At 71.0% G+C, this 16,970-nt stretch carries 12 protein-coding genes and 2 pseudogenes; 9 read left to right on the top strand and 5 right to left on the bottom strand.

Annotation, left to right across the window (positions count from 1 at the left end; all coding sequences use genetic code 11):
* Nucleotides 1–302 precede the first annotated feature (302 nt).
* Entirely contained in the window at nucleotides 303–797 is a 495-nt protein-coding gene (locus tag AB0M97_RS27730; protein ID WP_365963709.1) for an Asp23/Gls24 family envelope stress response protein, read from the top strand.
* 183 nt (nucleotides 798–980) lie between these two features.
* Here the strand turns inward: AB0M97_RS27730 and AB0M97_RS27735 are convergent.
* Together AB0M97_RS27735 and AB0M97_RS27740 are read right to left on the bottom strand one after the other, a co-directional pair.
* Nucleotides 981–2,808 (bottom strand): annotated as a pseudogene (locus tag AB0M97_RS27735) (FG-GAP-like repeat-containing protein).
* 87 nt (nucleotides 2,809–2,895) lie between these two features.
* Complete coding sequence (locus AB0M97_RS27740) at nucleotides 2,896–3,615, bottom strand: hypothetical protein (protein ID WP_365963710.1); 720 nt, start codon at nucleotides 3,613–3,615, stop codon at nucleotides 2,896–2,898.
* Between the two features lie 405 nt (nucleotides 3,616–4,020).
* On the opposite strand from AB0M97_RS27740, the pseudogene AB0M97_RS27745 reads away from it, so the two are divergent.
* Nucleotides 4,021–5,123: pseudogene (locus AB0M97_RS27745) on the top strand (hypothetical protein).
* 44 nt (nucleotides 5,124–5,167) lie between these two features.
* Entirely contained in the window at nucleotides 5,168–5,680 is a 513-nt protein-coding gene (locus tag AB0M97_RS27750) for a hypothetical protein (protein WP_365963740.1), read from the top strand.
* A 54-nt stretch (nucleotides 5,681–5,734) separates the two neighbouring features.
* On the opposite strand, the gene AB0M97_RS27755 is transcribed toward AB0M97_RS27750, so the two are convergent.
* Complete coding sequence (locus tag AB0M97_RS27755) at nucleotides 5,735–7,261, bottom strand: RICIN domain-containing protein (protein WP_365963741.1); 1,527 nt, start codon at nucleotides 7,259–7,261, stop codon at nucleotides 5,735–5,737.
* A gap of 497 nt (nucleotides 7,262–7,758) precedes the next feature.
* The gene (locus AB0M97_RS27760) at nucleotides 7,759–9,267 is read right to left on the bottom strand and encodes an IucA/IucC family protein (protein WP_365963742.1); all 1,509 of its coding nucleotides are present in this window, start codon (nucleotides 9,265–9,267) and stop codon (nucleotides 7,759–7,761) included.
* 757 nt (nucleotides 9,268–10,024) lie between these two features.
* On the opposite strand from AB0M97_RS27760, the gene AB0M97_RS27765 reads away from it, so the two are divergent.
* Entirely contained in the window at nucleotides 10,025–11,530 is a 1,506-nt protein-coding gene (locus AB0M97_RS27765; RefSeq protein ID WP_365963711.1) for an IucA/IucC family protein, read from the top strand.
* Between the two features lie 217 nt (nucleotides 11,531–11,747).
* Here the strand turns inward: AB0M97_RS27765 and AB0M97_RS27770 are convergent, their stop codons facing one another.
* Nucleotides 11,748–12,374, bottom strand: coding sequence for a winged helix-turn-helix transcriptional regulator (locus AB0M97_RS27770; protein ID WP_365963712.1), 627 nt, complete (start codon nucleotides 12,372–12,374; stop codon nucleotides 11,748–11,750).
* An 87-nt stretch (nucleotides 12,375–12,461) separates the two neighbouring features.
* Here AB0M97_RS27770 and AB0M97_RS27775 point away from each other — a divergent pair, with 87 nt between their 5' ends.
* The 5 genes from AB0M97_RS27775 (at nucleotide 12,462) to AB0M97_RS27795 (ending at nucleotide 16,927) form a co-directional block, all read left to right on the top strand.
* Nucleotides 12,462–13,670 carry a pyridoxal phosphate-dependent aminotransferase gene (locus AB0M97_RS27775; RefSeq protein WP_365963713.1) on the top strand — a complete coding sequence of 403 codons (1,209 nt, stop codon included), beginning with the start codon at nucleotides 12,462–12,464 and terminating at the stop codon, nucleotides 13,668–13,670.
* 124 nt (nucleotides 13,671–13,794) lie between these two features.
* Nucleotides 13,795–14,439 (top strand): hypothetical protein, encoded by a 645-nt coding sequence (locus tag AB0M97_RS27780; RefSeq protein WP_365963714.1) that lies wholly within the window; start codon nucleotides 13,795–13,797, stop codon nucleotides 14,437–14,439.
* Between the two features lie 100 nt (nucleotides 14,440–14,539).
* The gene (locus AB0M97_RS27785; RefSeq protein WP_365963715.1) at nucleotides 14,540–14,962 is read left to right on the top strand and encodes an acyl-CoA thioesterase; all 423 of its coding nucleotides are present in this window, start codon (nucleotides 14,540–14,542) and stop codon (nucleotides 14,960–14,962) included.
* Nucleotides 14,963–15,274: 312 nt separating this feature from the next.
* Nucleotides 15,275–16,156 carry a lysozyme gene (locus tag AB0M97_RS27790; RefSeq protein WP_365963716.1) on the top strand — a complete coding sequence of 294 codons (882 nt, stop codon included), beginning with the start codon at nucleotides 15,275–15,277 and terminating at the stop codon, nucleotides 16,154–16,156.
* A 120-nt stretch (nucleotides 16,157–16,276) separates the two neighbouring features.
* On the top strand, nucleotides 16,277–16,927 hold the full coding sequence (locus tag AB0M97_RS27795; RefSeq protein WP_365963717.1) for a peptidoglycan recognition family protein: 651 nt from the start codon (nucleotides 16,277–16,279) through the stop codon (nucleotides 16,925–16,927).
* Nucleotides 16,928–16,970 lie beyond the last annotated feature (43 nt).

Genomic DNA, 16,970 nt, shown 5'->3' on the forward strand with positions numbered 1-16,970 from the left:
TCCCACAGGTCCTCCGGCGCCATCCGCTCGACAAGCGCAGCAGTCATCGCCCCAGACTGCCGCAAGATCACACCAACTGAAATGGCCTCTAAGCGCCCGCCTCGCGCCACATGCCGGAGGAGGGCACGCTGAAAGAAGCGGGACGTTTCCGTTCGGGGCTCAGGGAAACGCCGACACCGTGCCCGGTGACGGCACTCGTCCCCAACGTCCTACTGAAGAGCCGGACTGCTCCGGTCGGCCCGTGTGCCTGACAAGCTGAGCAAGGCTCTGTTGAGCCCTGCGTATCGAGGAGGTGCGTTCCCATGACGCAGCCGAACAGTGCCACCAAGTCCACGACCGAACCCCGGGCGAACTCTCCGCAGGCCGAGCGGAGAGGGGCGAACGCTGCCCCAGCCACCCGGGGCACGACGAGCATCGCCGACGGCGTGGTGGCGAAGATCGCCGGAATGGCCGCCAGAGAGGTTCCCGGCATCCATGCCCTGGGCGGCGGACTCGCCCGCACTATCGGAGCAGTACGCGACCGTGTTCCCGGCGGAAGCACGAGCGTCACACGCGGCGTCAAGGTCGAAGTCGGGGAACGCCAGAGCGCCATCGACCTGGAACTGGTCATCGAGTACGGCATCGCGATCGCCGATGTGACCGGCGAGGTACGCGAAAACGTCATCGAGGCGGTGGAGCGAATGACGGGTCTGGAAGTTGTCGAGGTGAACATCTCCGTCAACGACGTCCACTTGCCCGATGAGGAAGACGACGAGGCACCGGAAGGACGCGCGCAACCGCAGGGACGCGTGCAATAAGCAGAGCTACCGCTCCAGGGAGAAGCAGTCTGGGTGGTGGATGAGGCTCTGCTGGTCCTCCTTGTTTTCGTCGGCGTGAGGGCCCGAACGGCGGGGCCGGCGTCGTGAGAGTGCTGTCGGCGGCTCGAGATCGAGCCGCTGCTGACGAAGTGACGTGACGCGGCTGCCGACACCCTTCGAGGGTCATCGGGTCCTGAAGCGGCGGTGGAGGTTCCGGGCCACATACACGCCCGGGCCGCCGAAGCCGATGAGGTCGAGGCGTCCGTCACCGGTGATGTCGGCGAGGAAACGGGGGTGGCGGTCGACCCGCCAGGCGCCGGCGTCCTCGTTGTGTCCGAAGCCGCGGCACACCAGCTGGGCCTGGTCGAACCGGCCGTCGCCGCGGTTGTGCGACACCCATACCCCCTCGTTGCCGAAGCCGACGATGTCCGGGCTGCCGTCGCCGGTGACGTCGGCGAGGCAGCGCAGGTGCTTCCTGCCCCTCCACTCCTGGGCATGGCCGAAGTCGTTCAGGACGAGTTCCGAGGGCTGGAACGTGCCGTCGCCGCGCCCGCGTGAGACGACGACACCCTGCGGGCCGAACCCGACGATGTCCACTGCTCCCCCGCCGATGGTCGCGAGCAGGAAGCGGGGGTGTTCCTCGGCCGAGCTCCACCCCTGGTCGACCCCGAAGTCGTCGAGGACGTACAAAGGCTCGGCGAACGTGCCGTCCTCGCTCTGGAGTGAGATCCAGACACCGTCGTCGTGGCAGCCGACGATGTCGACGCGTCCGTCACCGGTGGTGTCCACCAGGAAACGGGGATGCTTGTCGGCGAGCCACCCGCCCGCCTTCTCGCCGTGGCCGAACGACCCGACCACTGGTTCGTCGCCGAGCGGTGCGAACGTGCCGTCCTCGGCCTGGAGCGAGATCCAGACGCCGTCGTCGTGGCAGCCGACGATGTCGAGACGTCCGTCACCGGTGGTGTCCACCAGGAAACGGGGATGCTTGTCGGCGAGCCACCCGCCGGCCTGCTGGCCGTGCCCGAATGCCTTGAGGACCAGCTTGCCGCCCGCGGGCGCGAACGCCCCCGCCTCGTCCCGGGCGGACACCCGGACACCGTCGGCGGCGAGCACGACGACGTCGGGACTGCCGTCGCCCGTCGTATCCGCGAGGGTCCACAGGTCCGCGGGACTCGGGGCGGGCGCGGGCGGGTGCAGGACCACTTCGTCGTCGAAGGTCCCGTCGCCTCTGCTGGACGACGTCACGGCCCCCTTGGCGGGTTTGAGCCCTACGATGTCCGCCCGCCCTGCTCCCGCGGTGTCGGCGAGGAACCGCGCACCGAGCCCGGCCCACCAGCCGGGTTCCCCACGGGGAGAGGGGTTGGCCCCATCGCTCTTCCACCCGCCGGCGTCCTGGTCGCTCCCGAACCGCTCGAGGACCAGCAGCATGTCGCTGAAGGAGGGTGTCGCGTCGGGTGCCGGGCGGCACGGTGGAGCGGGCCAGCCGCCAGGACCGGCGGCCGTTCCAGTGGCTCAGAGCCGCCCAGCACAGCACGGGGTCGCTGGTGCGCTCGGGCTCGGCCGGGACGAACCGCCAGCGCTGGCTCTCCACGCTCTCGTCGTACGCGCGCAGGACAACCCGGGCTTCCTCCTCGCCGGGGTCGGCGAGGTCGAGAACGGCCCCGTCGGTCGCGCCCTCGATGAAGTACAGGCCCGCTTCACCCTCAACGGGGACGACGTGCCACTGCTGGCCCTTCCGGCCGGCTGTGCCGTCCCACTGGCGGACGCCTCGGTCAGCGGCGGCGGGGTTGTCGAGCACCTTGCCGCTGACCGCGTTGCGGATCACGTATGCCTGTTCGTCCTGGGCGGCCTGCACAGGAGTGAGGTGCCACTGCTCCGGGCTCGGGCCGCCATCGGGGAAGTCGCGGACGACGAGCGCCCCGTCCGTGCTCGGCGCGGCCTTGGCGCCGAGGGTCTTCCCCGTGGCGGCGTTGACGATCTCCAGCTTCAGTTCTTCCGTGGGCACGTGCATCGTGGTGCCTCTTCCAGGCGGTGCGGGCAGGGGCTCAGCGGTGTGGGCAGGGGCTCAGGAAGGATGTGGCGCGGCCGTGGCCGGCGGTCACGTGAAGACGTGGTGGTACGGGACATTCCACTCGTTGGGCAGCCGCGGGTAGAACGTGTTGATCACCGTCCCCGTGAAGTCTCCGCCCCAGTTGTAGGTGAGACGCACCTCGCTGTTGGCCGTCACCGCGTGGTCCTTGAACCCGAGGATGGCGTCGGGGTGGGTGATCGGCACGAACGTGATGCCGCCCCATGGCGTCACCGTGACGGCCCAGAGCTGGGTGTCCTCGGGCGCGCCGTTCTTCCCGCGCCACTTGTCGCCGACTTTGCCGGGGAGGCCGACCTGGACGGTGTCGGCTGTGCTCTTGGGTGCGTCCTGGTGGACGGTGATGCGCCTGCGCTGCGGCTTCGGTGTGCCGTCGTCGCCGCGGCCGGCGTCGGCTGTGCCCGCGGCGGCAGGCTTGGGCGACACCTGGCCCGCGGCGCTCTCGATGAAGTACAGCGGTCGCTGCCCGAAGAAGCCGCCGGGGGTGATGTACCAGAGGTGGCCCTGTGCGTCCTTGGTGACCGGGTCGAGCGCGGTGGCCAGCTGGACCCCCTTGTCGTGGCTGTCCTCCTTCAGTTCGGCAGGCCGCAGGTAGCCGCCGTTGAAGGCATGGACGAGCATGACGGGCCGATTTTCGACCAGCGCTGCCACGATCGCGTTGTCGTAGCTGTTCACCGCCACCGGGCCGCCGACCACCAAATTCGTCATTGTCGTGCGTTCTTGGGTGTACATCGCGGAAACCTCACCTGTCCTGAATGTGGAGAACAACGCGTCGGACATGCAATGCAATGGCCTGTCGCTCGGTATTACGCAGACTCAATCACATTCGATCGAAGCGACTTCGAAAACGAATGGACAACTGACGTGAATACCTCACCCATGGCAACGGTCTGGCTATGACATCCGCAGGTAGAGTGATTCAGGAAGTCATCGATCGAGTGATCGACCCCACCTCAAGTTACCTCCCCAGCAAGCCAGTTGGGACAGCCGTCGAGTCTTTGTCACTCGATTGAGCACATAACACGGAGAAGCCTTCCCGAGTGACGGAGCCCGTGCTAGCTTCCCTTTCGGAATACGCGTAGACCCTTGTTCACATTTCACCCAGCGCAATTCGGCCAGATTAGTCGAGGACGGGGAATGTCTTCCAACGCGTACAACCTGGTACCAGCCAAGCGCCAGCCACTGACGAAAAAGAACCTGCGGGAACTCAACATCGAGGAGACCTGGCAGTCCATCCTGGACCACCCCAACCTGGTCTACGTCGACAACTACGGTGTGCAGCACAAGCCCGTCGGGTTCTCCGTGAACAAGTCGAGCTTCGGCGCTTTCCCCGGGTCCGCGTTCCAGCTGGGCTGGCTCGCCTACATGAACCTCGGGGAGCCCTTGATCGAGGAGCGGCGCAACATCAGCCAGCCCCCGCCCGACACGTTCTCCTCGCGCGCCTACGTCAACCGCAGCCAGACCTCCTCGATGTCCTTCACCGACTCGGTCGATTTCACCGTGTCGAACGGGGTCACGTGGTCACTCCAGGGCGAGGCCAAGCTCACCTTCGGCGGCAGCGTCAGCGCGCAGCTGCAGTTGCAGCTGCAGAACCAGCTCAAGATGGATCTCCAGACGCAGCTTCAGACGCAGTGCCAGAACGAGGTGGCGAACAAGAACGCGAACACCCTGACCAACAAGAACAGCAAGGACAGCATCGGGGTCGACAACGCCAACGCCACCGAGTCGGCCGCGAGGAACTCGACGACGAACTCCACGGCGAACTCGGTGGCGAACTCGGTGGCGTTCACGACCCAGGGCAGCGCCACCGGCACCGCGGCGCTCAACGCCTCGTTGCTGATGGGCATCTCGGGCTCCGTCGGCGGCTCCCTGACCACCAGCTGGGCCTCGAAATCGCAGATCACCGGCCAGGTCCCGCCCAGCTCCCGCGTGGAGACCGTCGTCACGCAGCGGCGTACCCGCAAGCAGTACTCCTACCAGATCCCGGTGACCTTCTCCGGATTGATCGCGGTGAAGTACGCCGTGCCGGTGGCGGTCCTGTCTCCCCCGCAGTCCGGGAACTACCCCGGCCTCGACCAGTTGGTCGCCCGCGACATCAGCGACATCGACCTGGCGGGCGGCGGCTTCCGGTTGAAGGGACTGGCCGAGGTCGTCTCCGCCCTGGAGGTCCACCACACGATGTTCGACGTTGAAAGCCTGATCTGACCGACAGCCACCGAGCGCTGCGCAGGCAGCCTTGACCGGGCGGGCGGCGCCGCCACGACAACGACCAGGGGTGACGACCATGGTGTTCGGCAACATCTTCGGCTCGGCGGGCAAGAGCGCGAGGCTCTTCTCAGTGACCACCGACAGCGCCAAACCGCAGCCGGGGGCCGGCGTCGACTTCGAGGACGCCGACGACGACACATACGACGACACGAGCACGAGCCTGTTCAACAGCGCGATCCACGGGGCTTCCTCCCGGGCAAAGGTCGTGCAGGAGACATCGCCCGAAGCGCGGGCCATCCTGGGATTCCTCGGCTCCTTCATCCAGACCACCCAGGCGTCGGCCGATGCGCAGGCCCAGTACGCCCAAAATCCCAGCTCGGTGTCCGATGCGGCGACCGCCGGCATGCAGAAGTCGAGTGCGACGGTGACGAAGCACAGCGGCCTGCAGAAGAACGAGGACCTGGAGGACAAGCCGAACAAGAGCGAGTACACCAAGGCCCCCAAGGCCCCGGAACCCCCCAAGGCACCCGAACCGACCGCCCCCAAGGCACCCAGGCCGACCACCGAGGACCCGCCTGCTTCCCACTGAACACACAGGTTGCGAGGGGGTCAGGGGCGAGGCCGCCCCTGACCCCCTCGCGCGTCACACGGGCAGCAGCTGCCACTGCCGGCCCTGGTGGTCGCCCTCCGCCCCGTCCTGCTTGATCGCCGTACGGGCATTGGTGTCGACACGCAGCAGCAGACCGCTGTTCCGGTTCGCGATCTCGTACACCCGTGGGGTGTCGCTTACCGAGCCCACCGGGATCAGCCTCCACTGCTGGTGGCGTGCGTCACCACCCTCATAGGCGCGCTGCGCGACCACCACTCCGGCCCTCTCCTGCCCTCCTACGACCTCCAGGACTTTGCCGCTGCGCACGTTCTCGAACCTGTACAGGACTTCACCGTCGTCCTGACCCGCCGCGACCAGCCGCCACCGCTGGTGATCCCTGGGGACGGCGAGCAACTGGTGGACCTCGGCCCCGTCCTTGGTGGACTCACGCAGCACCCCCATCCGCAGCCTGCTGCGGACGTTGACCCAGGAGACCACCGTGCCCGTATCGGGCAGCCCGGCCAGCCTCGCCGACGCGATCTTCCGAATCCGGTTGTTGACGTGGTCGGCGATGTAGAGGGTGTCGACGCAGTCCACGGCGAGCCCGAACGGGTTGTACAGCTGGGCCGAAGCGGCCGGGCCGTCGTCACCGCCGAAGCCCCCCGTGCCCGTGCCGGCGACCGTACTGATCGTCCCGTCCACCGCGACCTTCCGGACCCGGTGGTTGTTGTAGTCGGAGACGTAGAGGGTGCCGGTACTGTCCACCACCATCGCCACTGGGCAATTCAGCCGTGCCGAGGTGGCCGGGCCGTCGTCACCGCTGAACCCCGCAGTGCCCGTGCCGGCAACCGTACTGATCGTCCCGTCGGCCGCGACCTTCCGGATCCGGTGGTTGACGTAGTCGGCGATGTAGAGGTCACCCGCGCCATCCAGCGCCACTCCGAACGGGCCGTTCAACTGCGCTGAAACCGCTGGACCACCATCTCCCCTGAATCCCGCGGCCCCCGTCCCCGCGACCGTGCTGATCTGCCCGTCCGACGTGATCTTCCGGATCCGGTGGTTGCCGTGGTCGGAGATGTAGAGGGCGCCGGTGCTGTCCACCACCACCCCCAACGGGGTGTGCAGCCGGGCGGCGGTGGCGGGGCCGCCATCGCCGCCGAAGGCCGCGGCGCCTGTGCCGGCGATCGTGCTGATCTTTCCGTCGGTCGTGACTTTCCGGACCCGGTGGTTGTTCGTATCGGCGATGTAGACGGCGCCCGCGCTGTCCACCGCCACCTCACGCGGGTAGTTCAGCTGGGCTGAGACGGCAGGGCCATTGTCCCCGCTGACTCCCGCGGCCCCGGTCCCCGCGACCGTGCTGATCCTCCCGTCGGTCGTGATCCTCCGGACCCGATGGTTGTTGTAGTCGGAGAAGTAGAGAGTGCCGGTGCTGTCCACCGCGATCCCATACGGGCGGTTCAACTGGGCCGAACGGGCAGGTTCATTGTCCCCTTTGAACCCCGCGCCCCCGGTCCCCGCGACCGTGCTGATCAACAGGACGGAGTTCTCACCACCTGTGGCTGCCGCGTGGGCAGTGCTCATCGTCATCCCTTCACCGTTCACCGACCGCCCACCACAGACGGTTGTTGTAGGTCTGCCAGTCCTGGCCAGGTGCCGTACTGCCTGCGCCGGTGATGGCCGGCACGGTCCTCTTTGGTCGGGCAGGTAACGCCTCCAGCGGGCCCACACGAAGCAACCTGCCGCCGGAGGCGCGCTACTCCCATGCTGGAGGCCGGCGGCCCCCCGTCCGGGCTTGCGGCGGGAAAACCCATCCATCAAGTGATCCGGCAGCACTGCTCAGGCGTCGGCGCGCCCTGGCACGCGGCAGGCGGACAGTGTGCGCCCCCCTGAGACCAGCACCGCAGGGCCGGCCTTGGTTTCGATGACACCGGGGCCCGTCAAAGGCTCCATCGAGTCCGCCGACGCCTTCCAGAGACGACTGGCCGAACAGGCCGACAGCATCGGTAGCACCAACGCGTTCGAGTCCCACAGCCGCCGGCTCGCCGGTCCCCGCTTCCCGCAACCTCGGCTCCCTGCGTTTACCGGCTGACCAGCGGGTTCGGGAGCGGCTGGTAGCGGGCTTCGGCGCCGTCCGCGCCGGTCCAGCGCAGGAGCAGGTTGGTCTTGCCCGGCAGGGTCGCCGCGGTGAGCAGCGCGGCGGCCTCGGGCAGGTCGTGGCGGGCGAGCTCCCGGCGCACGGCGGGCCAGGGGTCGAAGCCCGGGTGGCGTTCCGCGAGGACGGCGGCGATCTCGCAGAGGTGGTTGACGACCAGGCAGTACTGGAGGCGTTCCCAGCCGGCGGCGCGGGAGACGCCGGGCAGCAGTTTGACGCCCTCGGCGTCCCGGAACAGTGCCTGCACCGGGGTGCCGTCGGCATCGACGGCGATCAGCGTGTTCTGGAGATGGGCCTCCAGCACGACGCCGTGCTCCGCGAACGCCGTCAGCGCCGGGGGCACGACCTGGCGCAGGTACGCCTTCCACCAGGCGTCCGGGTCGGCCGCGCGGTCGAGTGGGCTGTCCGCGAAGCCCTCCGCGAGACCCGCCGCCAGCAGCGGGGTCGCCCCGGGCAGCACGTGTGCGCGCAGCCCGTCCCGGACGACCACGGCGAGTTCCTCGAAGGCGAAGTCGGCCGTGCGGTGCCCCCGGTCGCTCAGCCAGGCGGCGGGGCCGGGCGAGGCCGCGAGGGCGGCGCGCGCGGCGGTGTCGGTACGGCGCAGGCGCCGCAGGTCGTGGCGCCACAGCCGGCGGATGTCGTTGGTGATGCGCACATCGAGGCTGAACTTCAGGAACAGGTCCCGGCCGGGCGCGTACACGGTGCGGATCGCGGCCGTGGGCCAGACCGGGAAGGCGGTGGTGCCGAGCCGGACCAGCCGGCCGTCGGCGAAGGCGGGCGCGAGCGCCGCGTCCGCCAGGTCGAGCTGCCAGGGGTGGGCCGGCAGGAGGCGGTAGCCGGGCGGGGCGGTGCCGAGGGTGTCGAGGGCGGAGGTGTCACCGTCGTCCACGACCGTGTCGGCGCGCACGCCGAGGAGCACCAGCGGGAAACGGGCGTGCGCCTCGGGCGCGTACGGCAGCCAGAGCGCCGCCGGGGCACCGCCGCGCGCCTTCGGGGCGGGGTGGTGGGGATGGCCGGTGACGAGGGACTGCTCGGAGCGCAGGTAGGGGTCGTCGGGCGGGACGGCGACCGCGCGGGCGGCCAGCAGCGCGGCGACCGCGTCCCGGCTGTCGATCATCTCGGCGGGGAGTTCGTGGTTGGTGACGCCGGTGTGCCGGCGCACCTCCTCGGCGACGAGTTTCACCAGGTCGGTGTGGCCGAGGCGGTGCCAGCCGCCCGCCGCGTACACCTCGGGTTCGGCGGGCCGCCGCCCGGCACGCACCCGCAGCAGCCGTCCTCCGCCGGGCAGCCGGTACACGGGCCGCCCGCCGGACACCGGCACGCGCCGGGCGATCTCGCGCAGCAGGCAGTTCAGCAGCGGCGCGGCGGCACAGTCGTCGGCGCGACGGGCAATGTCGGCACGGAACGCGGCCTCGGTGGGGTGGGCTGGTGCGATGCCGTTGCGGTGATCGGCGGGGGGCGGGGCGTCGTCGCCGTGCCCGGCGGGGGGCGGGGCGTCGTCGCCGCGCCCGGCGCGGGTGCCGCCGCCGTGCCCGGCGCGGGTGCCGCCGCCGTGACCGGCCGGGTGCGGGGAGCCGCCGCCATGTCCGGCGCGGGATGAGGTGCCGTCGCCGTGCCCGGCGCCGGGCGGGATGGCAGGGTCCTGACCAGCGCGGGACGGGGCGCCATCGTCGGCCTCGGCGCGGCCGGGGGCGCCACCACCCTGAGCGGCGGAGTGCGGAGTGCCGTCGCCGTGTCCGACGGGGAGCGGGATGCCGTGTCCGGCGCGCAGCGGGGTGCCAACGCCCTGACCACACCGAGGCCGGGCGCCATCGTCGGCCTCGGTGCGGCGGGTAGTGCCGTCGCCGGGGCCGGCCGTGTGTCGTGTGGCGTCGCCCGATCCGGCCCGGGGCGGGGTGCCATCACCCTGACCGGCCCGGGGCGGGCTGCCGTCGCCCCGCCCGGTGTCGAACGCCGCCTCGCCGGTGCCGCAGGGGGTGTCATGGCCCTGCCCGGCAGATTGCGGAGTGCCGTCGCCGTGTCCGGCCCGCGGCGGGCTGCCGTCGTCGGCGGGTTCGGCTGCGGACGGGGGCATGAGGTCCACGCGTTCCACTGTTCCCTACGGTCTGTTCGGGCGGAGACGATCAGTATGTCTGGCATCGTCCCCCGCCGTGCCGCCCTGCTCGCCCTACCCGTACCCGAGGAGCCCGCCCGTGCACCGTCCCCCCACCGCCGAGGCCGAGGTCGCCCGTGAACTGGCCGACGTGCGCCGCGACCTGGTGTCCCGGTACACCGCCGCCCTGCCCGGCGCCCGCGCGGCCGTACTGACCCGGCTGTGGCGGGCCCTCGCCCACGAGCCGCTGCCCTGGGTCGCGGCGCGTGAACCCGTCCGGGACGGCCTGCTGCTGCGGCTGGCCAACGGGCGGCGCCTGGACGGCCGGGCGGCCGACCCGTACGCGACGTCCGCGTACGTCACCGCCGTACGCCTCGACGGCACGCCCTACGGCGATCCGGCCGCGCTGGTGACCGAGCTGGCCGTGCCGCACTCGGCCGGGTTCGCCGCCGAACTCGGGCACAGCGTCGCCTCGCTGGCGCTGTCGCGGGCCGGCCAGGACGGCCACCCGGAAGAGTGGCCCCGGACGGACTGGGAGTGGGAGCAGCGGGTGGTGGACGGTCACCCCTTCCACCCCAACTGCCGTTCCCGGCCCGGTTTCTCGGTCGCCGAGCAGCTCGCCCTGGCGCCCGAGCACCGGCCGGTCGTGGGGCTGGGCCTGGTGCCGGTCCGGGCGGCCGAGTGCCTGGTGACGGGGGTGTGGCCCAAGGCGATGCGGGACGGCGGGCGGGTGCTGATCCCGGTGCACCCGTGGCAGGCGGCGCACGTGCTGAAGCGGCCCTGCGGGCAACGGCTGGCCGCCCACCCGCTGATGGCGCTGCGCACGCTCGCCCTGCCGGGCGGTCCGCACGTCAAGACGGCGTTGAGCGCGCGGCTGACGTCGTCGGTGCGGGACATCTCGGTGGCGTCGGTCGGCGCGTCCGCCGTCGTGTCGGACTTCGCCGGGGCGCTGGCGCCGCGCGCGGACGGCCTGCTGCACGTCACCCGGACGCTGGGCGCGGCGAGCGCCCACTCCCCCGATCTGGCCGCCGTACTGCGCGAGTCGCCGAGCCGGTACGCCGGGCCCGGCGAGCGCGTGGTCCCGGTGGCCGCCCTGCCGGCGACCGGACTGCCCGCCTCCCCGGCCTGGCTCACAGCCTTCGCCCGGCTCGCCCTCACGGTCGGTCTGCGGCTGCTGGAGCTGGGCGTGGCCCTGGAGGCGCACGGCCAGAATCTTCTCGTGGTGCTGTCGGCGACGGGCGATCCGGTACGGCTGGTCTACCGCGACCTGGCCGACATCCGCGTCAGCCCCGCCCGCCTGGCCCGGCACGGCATCCCGGTGCCCGCCCTGCCCGCGCGGATGGTGACGGACGATCCGGCGGCCCTGCGCCGCAAGCTGTTCGGCTCGCTGGTCGCGGGCGCGCTGGCGGCCACGGCGGGCTCGGGCCCGGCCCTGCGCGCCGCGCTGGAGCCGGCCGTACGGGATCTGCCGCGCACCCCTGACCTGGCCGCGCTGCTCGACGAGCCGCTGCCGACCAAGGCGCTGACGCTGATGCGGCTCTCCCCGGAAACGCCCGGCGATCTCTGGGCCGAGCTGCCCAACCCGCTCAAAGCCCTCGCGCCCTGACGCCTACGCGGCTCTCCCCGGGCACGCCTGGCGGCCTGTGGACCGAACCGCCCCACCCGCCGAAGACCGTCATGCCCAGACGCTGACGCGGCACTCCCCCAGACCACCCCGCGACCCGTGGACCGAACTGCCCCACCCCCTGAAGACCCTCACGCCCTGACCCTGATACGGCTCTCCTCAGGGACTGACGCACGGCGATCCGTGGGCCGGGGCCCGCTCACGCCCCCCGCAACGCCTTCGCCGGCGTCCCCTCGCCGCTCACCTCCACGCGTCCGGCCCGCACGGCCTCCACCACGCTCAGCTCGCCCCGCGCGACAGCCGTGCACGTCCCGGTGTCCATCACGAGCCGGGCGTCGGGATCGCGCGGGGCGGGGCCGTCCCCGTACACGGGGCCCTCCCCGGCGCCGAGATACAGGTGGAAGTCCCCTTCGTCCAGCCGTACTTCCACCAGGCCCTCGCCCTCCAGCCGGCGCAGCAGGGGCAGCGCGAACCAGTGTGCGCGTACGGCGTCCGTCGGTCGCCGCTCCCCCAGGTCGGCCTGCCCCCACTGTCCCAGCGCCTGCAGAACCGGCAGCAACGCACGGCCCCGGGCGGTCAGTTCGTACACATACGCGGCGCCGGGCGGCGGCAGCCTGCGCCGGGTGGTCAGCCCGTCCCGCTCCATGTCCTTCAGCCGCGAGGCCAGGACGTCCGTGCTGACGCCCGGCAGGTCGGCGTGCAGGTCGGTGTAGCGCCGCGGGCCGGCGAGGAGTTCGCGGACGATCAGCAGGGTCCAGCGGTCGCCGACGGCGTCGAGCGCGCGGGCGGCGGAGCAGTACTGGTCGTAGCTTCTGCGCGGTGACATGCGACGCAGTCTAGACATGTCGTTGGACTTTCCAAGCCGACACTTGGTAAAACCAAGCAACACCAGTTGGCGGAGAGGCGGCGGCGCATGGAGTTCCGGCAGTCGAGCAAGCTCAGCGAGGTCTGTTACGAGATCCGCGGCCCGGTGATCGAGCACGCCAACGCACTGGAGGAGGCGGGCCACAGCGTGCTGCGCCTGAACACCGGCAACCCGGCGCTGTTCGGCTTCGAGGCGCCGGAGGAGATCCTCCAGGACATGATCCGCATGCTGCCGCAGGCGCACGGCTACACGGACTCGCGCGGCATCCTCCCGGCCCGCCGCGCGGTGGTCCAGCGCTACCAGACGCTCGGCCTGGAGGTGGACGTCGACGACGTCTTCCTCGGCAACGGCGTCTCGGAGCTGGTGTCGATGGCCGTGCAGGCCCTGCTGGAGGACGGCGACGAAATCCTCATTCCCGCCCCGGACTTCCCCCTGTGGACGGCGGTCACGACGCTGGCGGGCGGCACGGCGGTCCACTACCTCTGCGACGAGCAGGCCGACTGGTACCCGGACCTGGACGACATGGCGTCGAAGATCACCGACCGCACCAAGGCCGTCGTCATCATCAACCCCAACAACCCGACCGGCGCGGTGTACCCGAAGGAGGTCCTGGAGGGCATCCTCGACCTCGCCCGCCGCCACGGCCTGATGGTCTTCGCCGACGAGATCTACGACCGGATCCTCTACGACGACGCCGTGCACCACACGACGGCGGCGCTCGCCCCCGACCTGGTCGTCCTGACCTTCTGCGGCCTGTCGAAGACCTACCGCGTGGCCGGTTTCCGCTCGGGCTGGCTGGTGGTCACGGGCCCGAAGCAGCACGCGAAGGACTACCTGGAAGGGCTGACGATGCTGGCGTCCATGCGGCTGTGCGCCAACGCGCCCGCCCAGTACGCCATTCAGGCCGCGCTCGGCGGGCGCCAGTCCATCCGCGAACTGACCGCGCCGGGCGGCCGGCTGCGCGACCAGCGGGACGTGGCCTGGCGGAAACTCAACGAGATCCCCGGCGTGACGTGCGTAAAGCCGAAGGGCGCCCTCTACGCCTTCCCGCGCCTGGACCCCAAGGTGCACAAGATCCACGACGACGAGAGGTTCGTCCTGGACCTCCTGCTCCAGGAGAAGATCCAGGTGGTGCAAGGTACTGGCTTCAACTGGCCCGCCCCGGACCACTTCCGCATCCTCACGCTTCCCCACGCGGACGACCTGGAGACGGCGATCGGGCGGATCGGCCGCTTCCTGAGCGGATACCGGCAGTAGCCGGGCCGGGCGCCGGCCACCGCCCCGGGGGCCGCCTCCGTCCCCGGCCGGGAGCCGTTGTCGTACCCCCGTCGTACGCTGCGGGGCAGGTGACCGACCGTGCCGCGTCCGGAAGGAGGGTGTCGTGGCCAGACCTGCCACCGCCGCGCAGCGGCGGGTGATCGAGGGTGCCGATCCCGTCACCGGGCGACTGAAGGGGACCGAGGCGCAGCTCGCCGCCCTGGTGAAGCGGGGGCTGGCCTTCCGACATCCCCGGCCTCCGCACGACCACTTCTTGACGCCGGCCGGGCACCGGGTGCGGGAGGCGGCCGGGCAGGAGGACGCGGCGCGGTCCGAGGAGCCTCAGGCTCCCGAACCGGCCGACCGCGGGCCCTTCGCCGCCCGGGTCGGCGGGGAGGAGGACGCCGCGGCGGACGGGGCCGCGCGGCGGCGCGAGGTGCAGAGCGCCTGGCAGGGGCTGCTGGAGCTGCGCCGGATGACCAATGCCGACGGCGCCACCGACCGGCCCTGCGGGTGGGAGCGGGCGCATCTGGTGCGGGCCGCGGCGCTCGCGCTGGAGGCGGCCGGGCACCGGCCCGCCGGACCGGACGGCGACGGCTACCGGGTGCGGGCGACCCCGCAGCCGGACTCGGTGGGCGTCCACGGACCCGACGGCGCGACGCTGCGGGCCTGCGCGGCCACCCTGGAGAGAGCCGGATGGCAGGTCGGGGAGTACACCGAGCCGCGCAGCCGGGAGCGCTATCTGCTGGCCTCGCCGCGCCGGGTGTGAGGACCGTGCAAGGATCGGCCCTGTTCGACCACGTCCATGGAGGCAAGTCCACGAAGACGACGTCCGTGGAGAGAAGGTCCATGGGGAGAAGGGGGAGACCGTGAGCGAGCCGTTCGCCGTCGCGGTGACCGTCCGCGGGTACGAGACGGACACGCAGGGCCACCTCAACCAGAGCGTCTATCTCAACTACGCCGAGCACGCCCGCTGGTCGCTGCTCCAGGCGGCCGGCATCACGCAGACCGCGCTGGTGGGCAAGGGCGTCGGGCCGGTGGCGCTGGAGACGACCATCCGCTTCCGGCGCGAGCTGCTGGCCGGTGACGAGGTGGAGGTGACGTGCGCCTTCACCTGGAGCGGCGGCAGAACGTTCGGCATCGAGCAGATCATCCGCAAGGCGGACGGCACGGTGGCGGCCGAGATCACGGCCGTCGGCGGCCTGATGGACCTCAAGGCCCGCAAGCTCGTCGCGGACCCCGCGGAGTACTTCCGCGCGCTGTCCTGCGACCCGGCCCTCTTCGGCCTCTGAGCCCGGGCCCGGTGCAGGCGGCTGCCAGGGCGCCCGGCCCGCTGCCGCGCCGTCAGAAAGCCCTTGAGCAAGGGAACTGAGCCCTACTCAGCTTTCACCAGCTGAAAATTGCCGCCGCCCGGCCCTCAAGTCTCCAGGCCATCTGCTCTTGCAGTGGACCAGACCACCAGAGAGGTCTGGAGACTCTTTACACCTCGGGGTCCACGTGTGTAACTAATGACGCGCGCACGTCAAACTGCACGGATCTGCCCTGGTGGCAGCGGCCGACGTCACCTCCTTCCCCTCATCCCCACATGCGCCCAGGAGGAAGTCATGTTCTCGCTCAGATCCCGCTTCACCCCGTTCCGCAGACGGTTCGTCGCGGCGGTCACCGTGCTGGGCGCCGCCCTCGCGCTGACGGCCACCACCGCGGTGGGCGCGAACGCCGCACCGAAGCCGGCAAAGGACCGCGTCAGCATCCAGCCGGGCCAGGCCTACATGGGTGTGGGCCAGCGCATCCACGGGGGCGCCCCGGCCGGTGAGCCGTCGATGGGCGTCATGGCACCGACCGACGGCGTCCAGGGCATCGACGTCTCGCACTGGCAGGGCGCCATCAACTGGACCTCGGTGCGCAACGCCGGCATCCAGTTCGCCTGGATCAAGGCGACCGAGGGCACCAGCTACAAGGACCCCCAGTTCAACACGAACTACACCAACGCCTACTACGCGGGCGTCATCCGCGGCGCGTACCACTTCGCGCGCCCCGACATCTCCAGCGGAGCCACCCAGGCGAACTACTTCGCCTCCAGCGGCGGCGCCTGGTCGCGCGACAACATGACCCTGCCGGGCGTGCTGGACATCGAGCACAACCCCTACGGGTCGATGTGCTACGGCCTGTCCACGACGGCCATGCGCACCTGGATCACCGACTTCTACAACGCGTACAAGGCGCGCACCACGCGTGACGTCGTGATCTACACGACGGCCGGCTGGTGGAACACCTGCACCGGCAACTGGACCGGCATGTACAGCAAGAGCCCGCTGTGGGTGGCGCACTGGGGCGTGTCCTCCCCGACCCTCCCGACCGGCTTCCCCACCTGGACGGTGTGGCAGTACACCGCCACCGGTTCGGTCAGCGGCGTCTCGGGCCACGTGGACCGCAACCAGTTCAACGGCAGCCGCGACCGGCTCCTGGCACTCGCCAACAACGCCTGACGGGCCCCGGCGCGCCGATCCTCCTCGCGCCCCCTCCCCAGCACGCGGTCACGCGGTGGGGCCGGCGTCCGCAGGCTCCACCGCACCCCCACCCTCCCCGCCTCCCTCCGAGGAGTGATCGTGAACGCCGAGAACGCCCTGCGGCGCCGCCTCCTGCTGGCCGCGACGGCCGGACTGGTCGCCGGTACCGCCCTGCCGGGCACCGCACACGCCCGGGCCGCCGTCATCGAGCCGGACATCGACTCCACCGCGACCTGGGGCGCCCGCGCGCCCAAGGGCACCATCGCCACCCTCCAGTACCGGCCGAGCAGGATCGTCATCCATCACACGGTGAGCGCCAACACCTCCGACTTCTCCCGCGCGCAGGCGCACAACCACGCCCACTGGGTGCAGAACCTGCACATGGACAAGAACGGGTGGGTGGACACCGGCTACCACTTCCTGGTCAGCCGGGGCGGCTGGCTCACCGAGGGACGGCACGGCAGTTTGCGGACCCTCACCGGCGGGACCACCTTCGTGCAGGGCTCCCACACCTCGGGGCAGAACAACGCGGCCATCGGGATCGCCAACGAGGGCGCCTACCACGACGGCGCCACCCCGCCCGGCGCCCAGTGGGACGTCCTGGTGGTCCTGTGCGCCTACGTGTGCTCCAAGTACCGCATCCCGGCCACGCAGATCTACGGCCACAAGGACTACGGCGACACGCTCTGCCCCGGGGTGTTCCACGACATGCTGCCGCGGCTGCGCCAGGAGGTCGCGGCCCGGATGTGACGGCGGGCCGGGCCCGCTCCCCAGGGTGGACAACGGCGCGGTG

It is taken from the genome of Streptomyces sp. NPDC051207 (assembly GCF_040682395.1).
Lineage (GTDB): Bacteria > Actinomycetota > Actinomycetes > Streptomycetales > Streptomycetaceae > Streptomyces.

Bases quoted from the DNA above. Each gene is read 5' to 3' on its own strand.
- AB0M97_RS27730 (WP_365963709.1), top strand. From the start codon at position 303: ATGACGCAGCCGAACAGTGCCACCAAGTCCACGACCGAACCCCGGGCG.
- AB0M97_RS27740 (WP_365963710.1), bottom strand. From the start codon at position 3,615: ATGTACACCCAAGAACGCACGACAATGACGAATTTGGTGGTCGGCGGC.
- AB0M97_RS27750 (WP_365963740.1), top strand. From the start codon at position 5,168: ATGGTGTTCGGCAACATCTTCGGCTCGGCGGGCAAGAGCGCGAGGCTC.
- AB0M97_RS27755 (WP_365963741.1), bottom strand. From the start codon at position 7,261: ATGAGCACTGCCCACGCGGCAGCCACAGGTGGTGAGAACTCCGTCCTG.
- AB0M97_RS27770 (WP_365963712.1), bottom strand. From the start codon at position 12,374: ATGTCACCGCGCAGAAGCTACGACCAGTACTGCTCCGCCGCCCGCGCG.
- AB0M97_RS27775 (WP_365963713.1), top strand. From the start codon at position 12,462: ATGGAGTTCCGGCAGTCGAGCAAGCTCAGCGAGGTCTGTTACGAGATC.
- AB0M97_RS27790 (WP_365963716.1), top strand. From the start codon at position 15,275: ATGTTCTCGCTCAGATCCCGCTTCACCCCGTTCCGCAGACGGTTCGTC.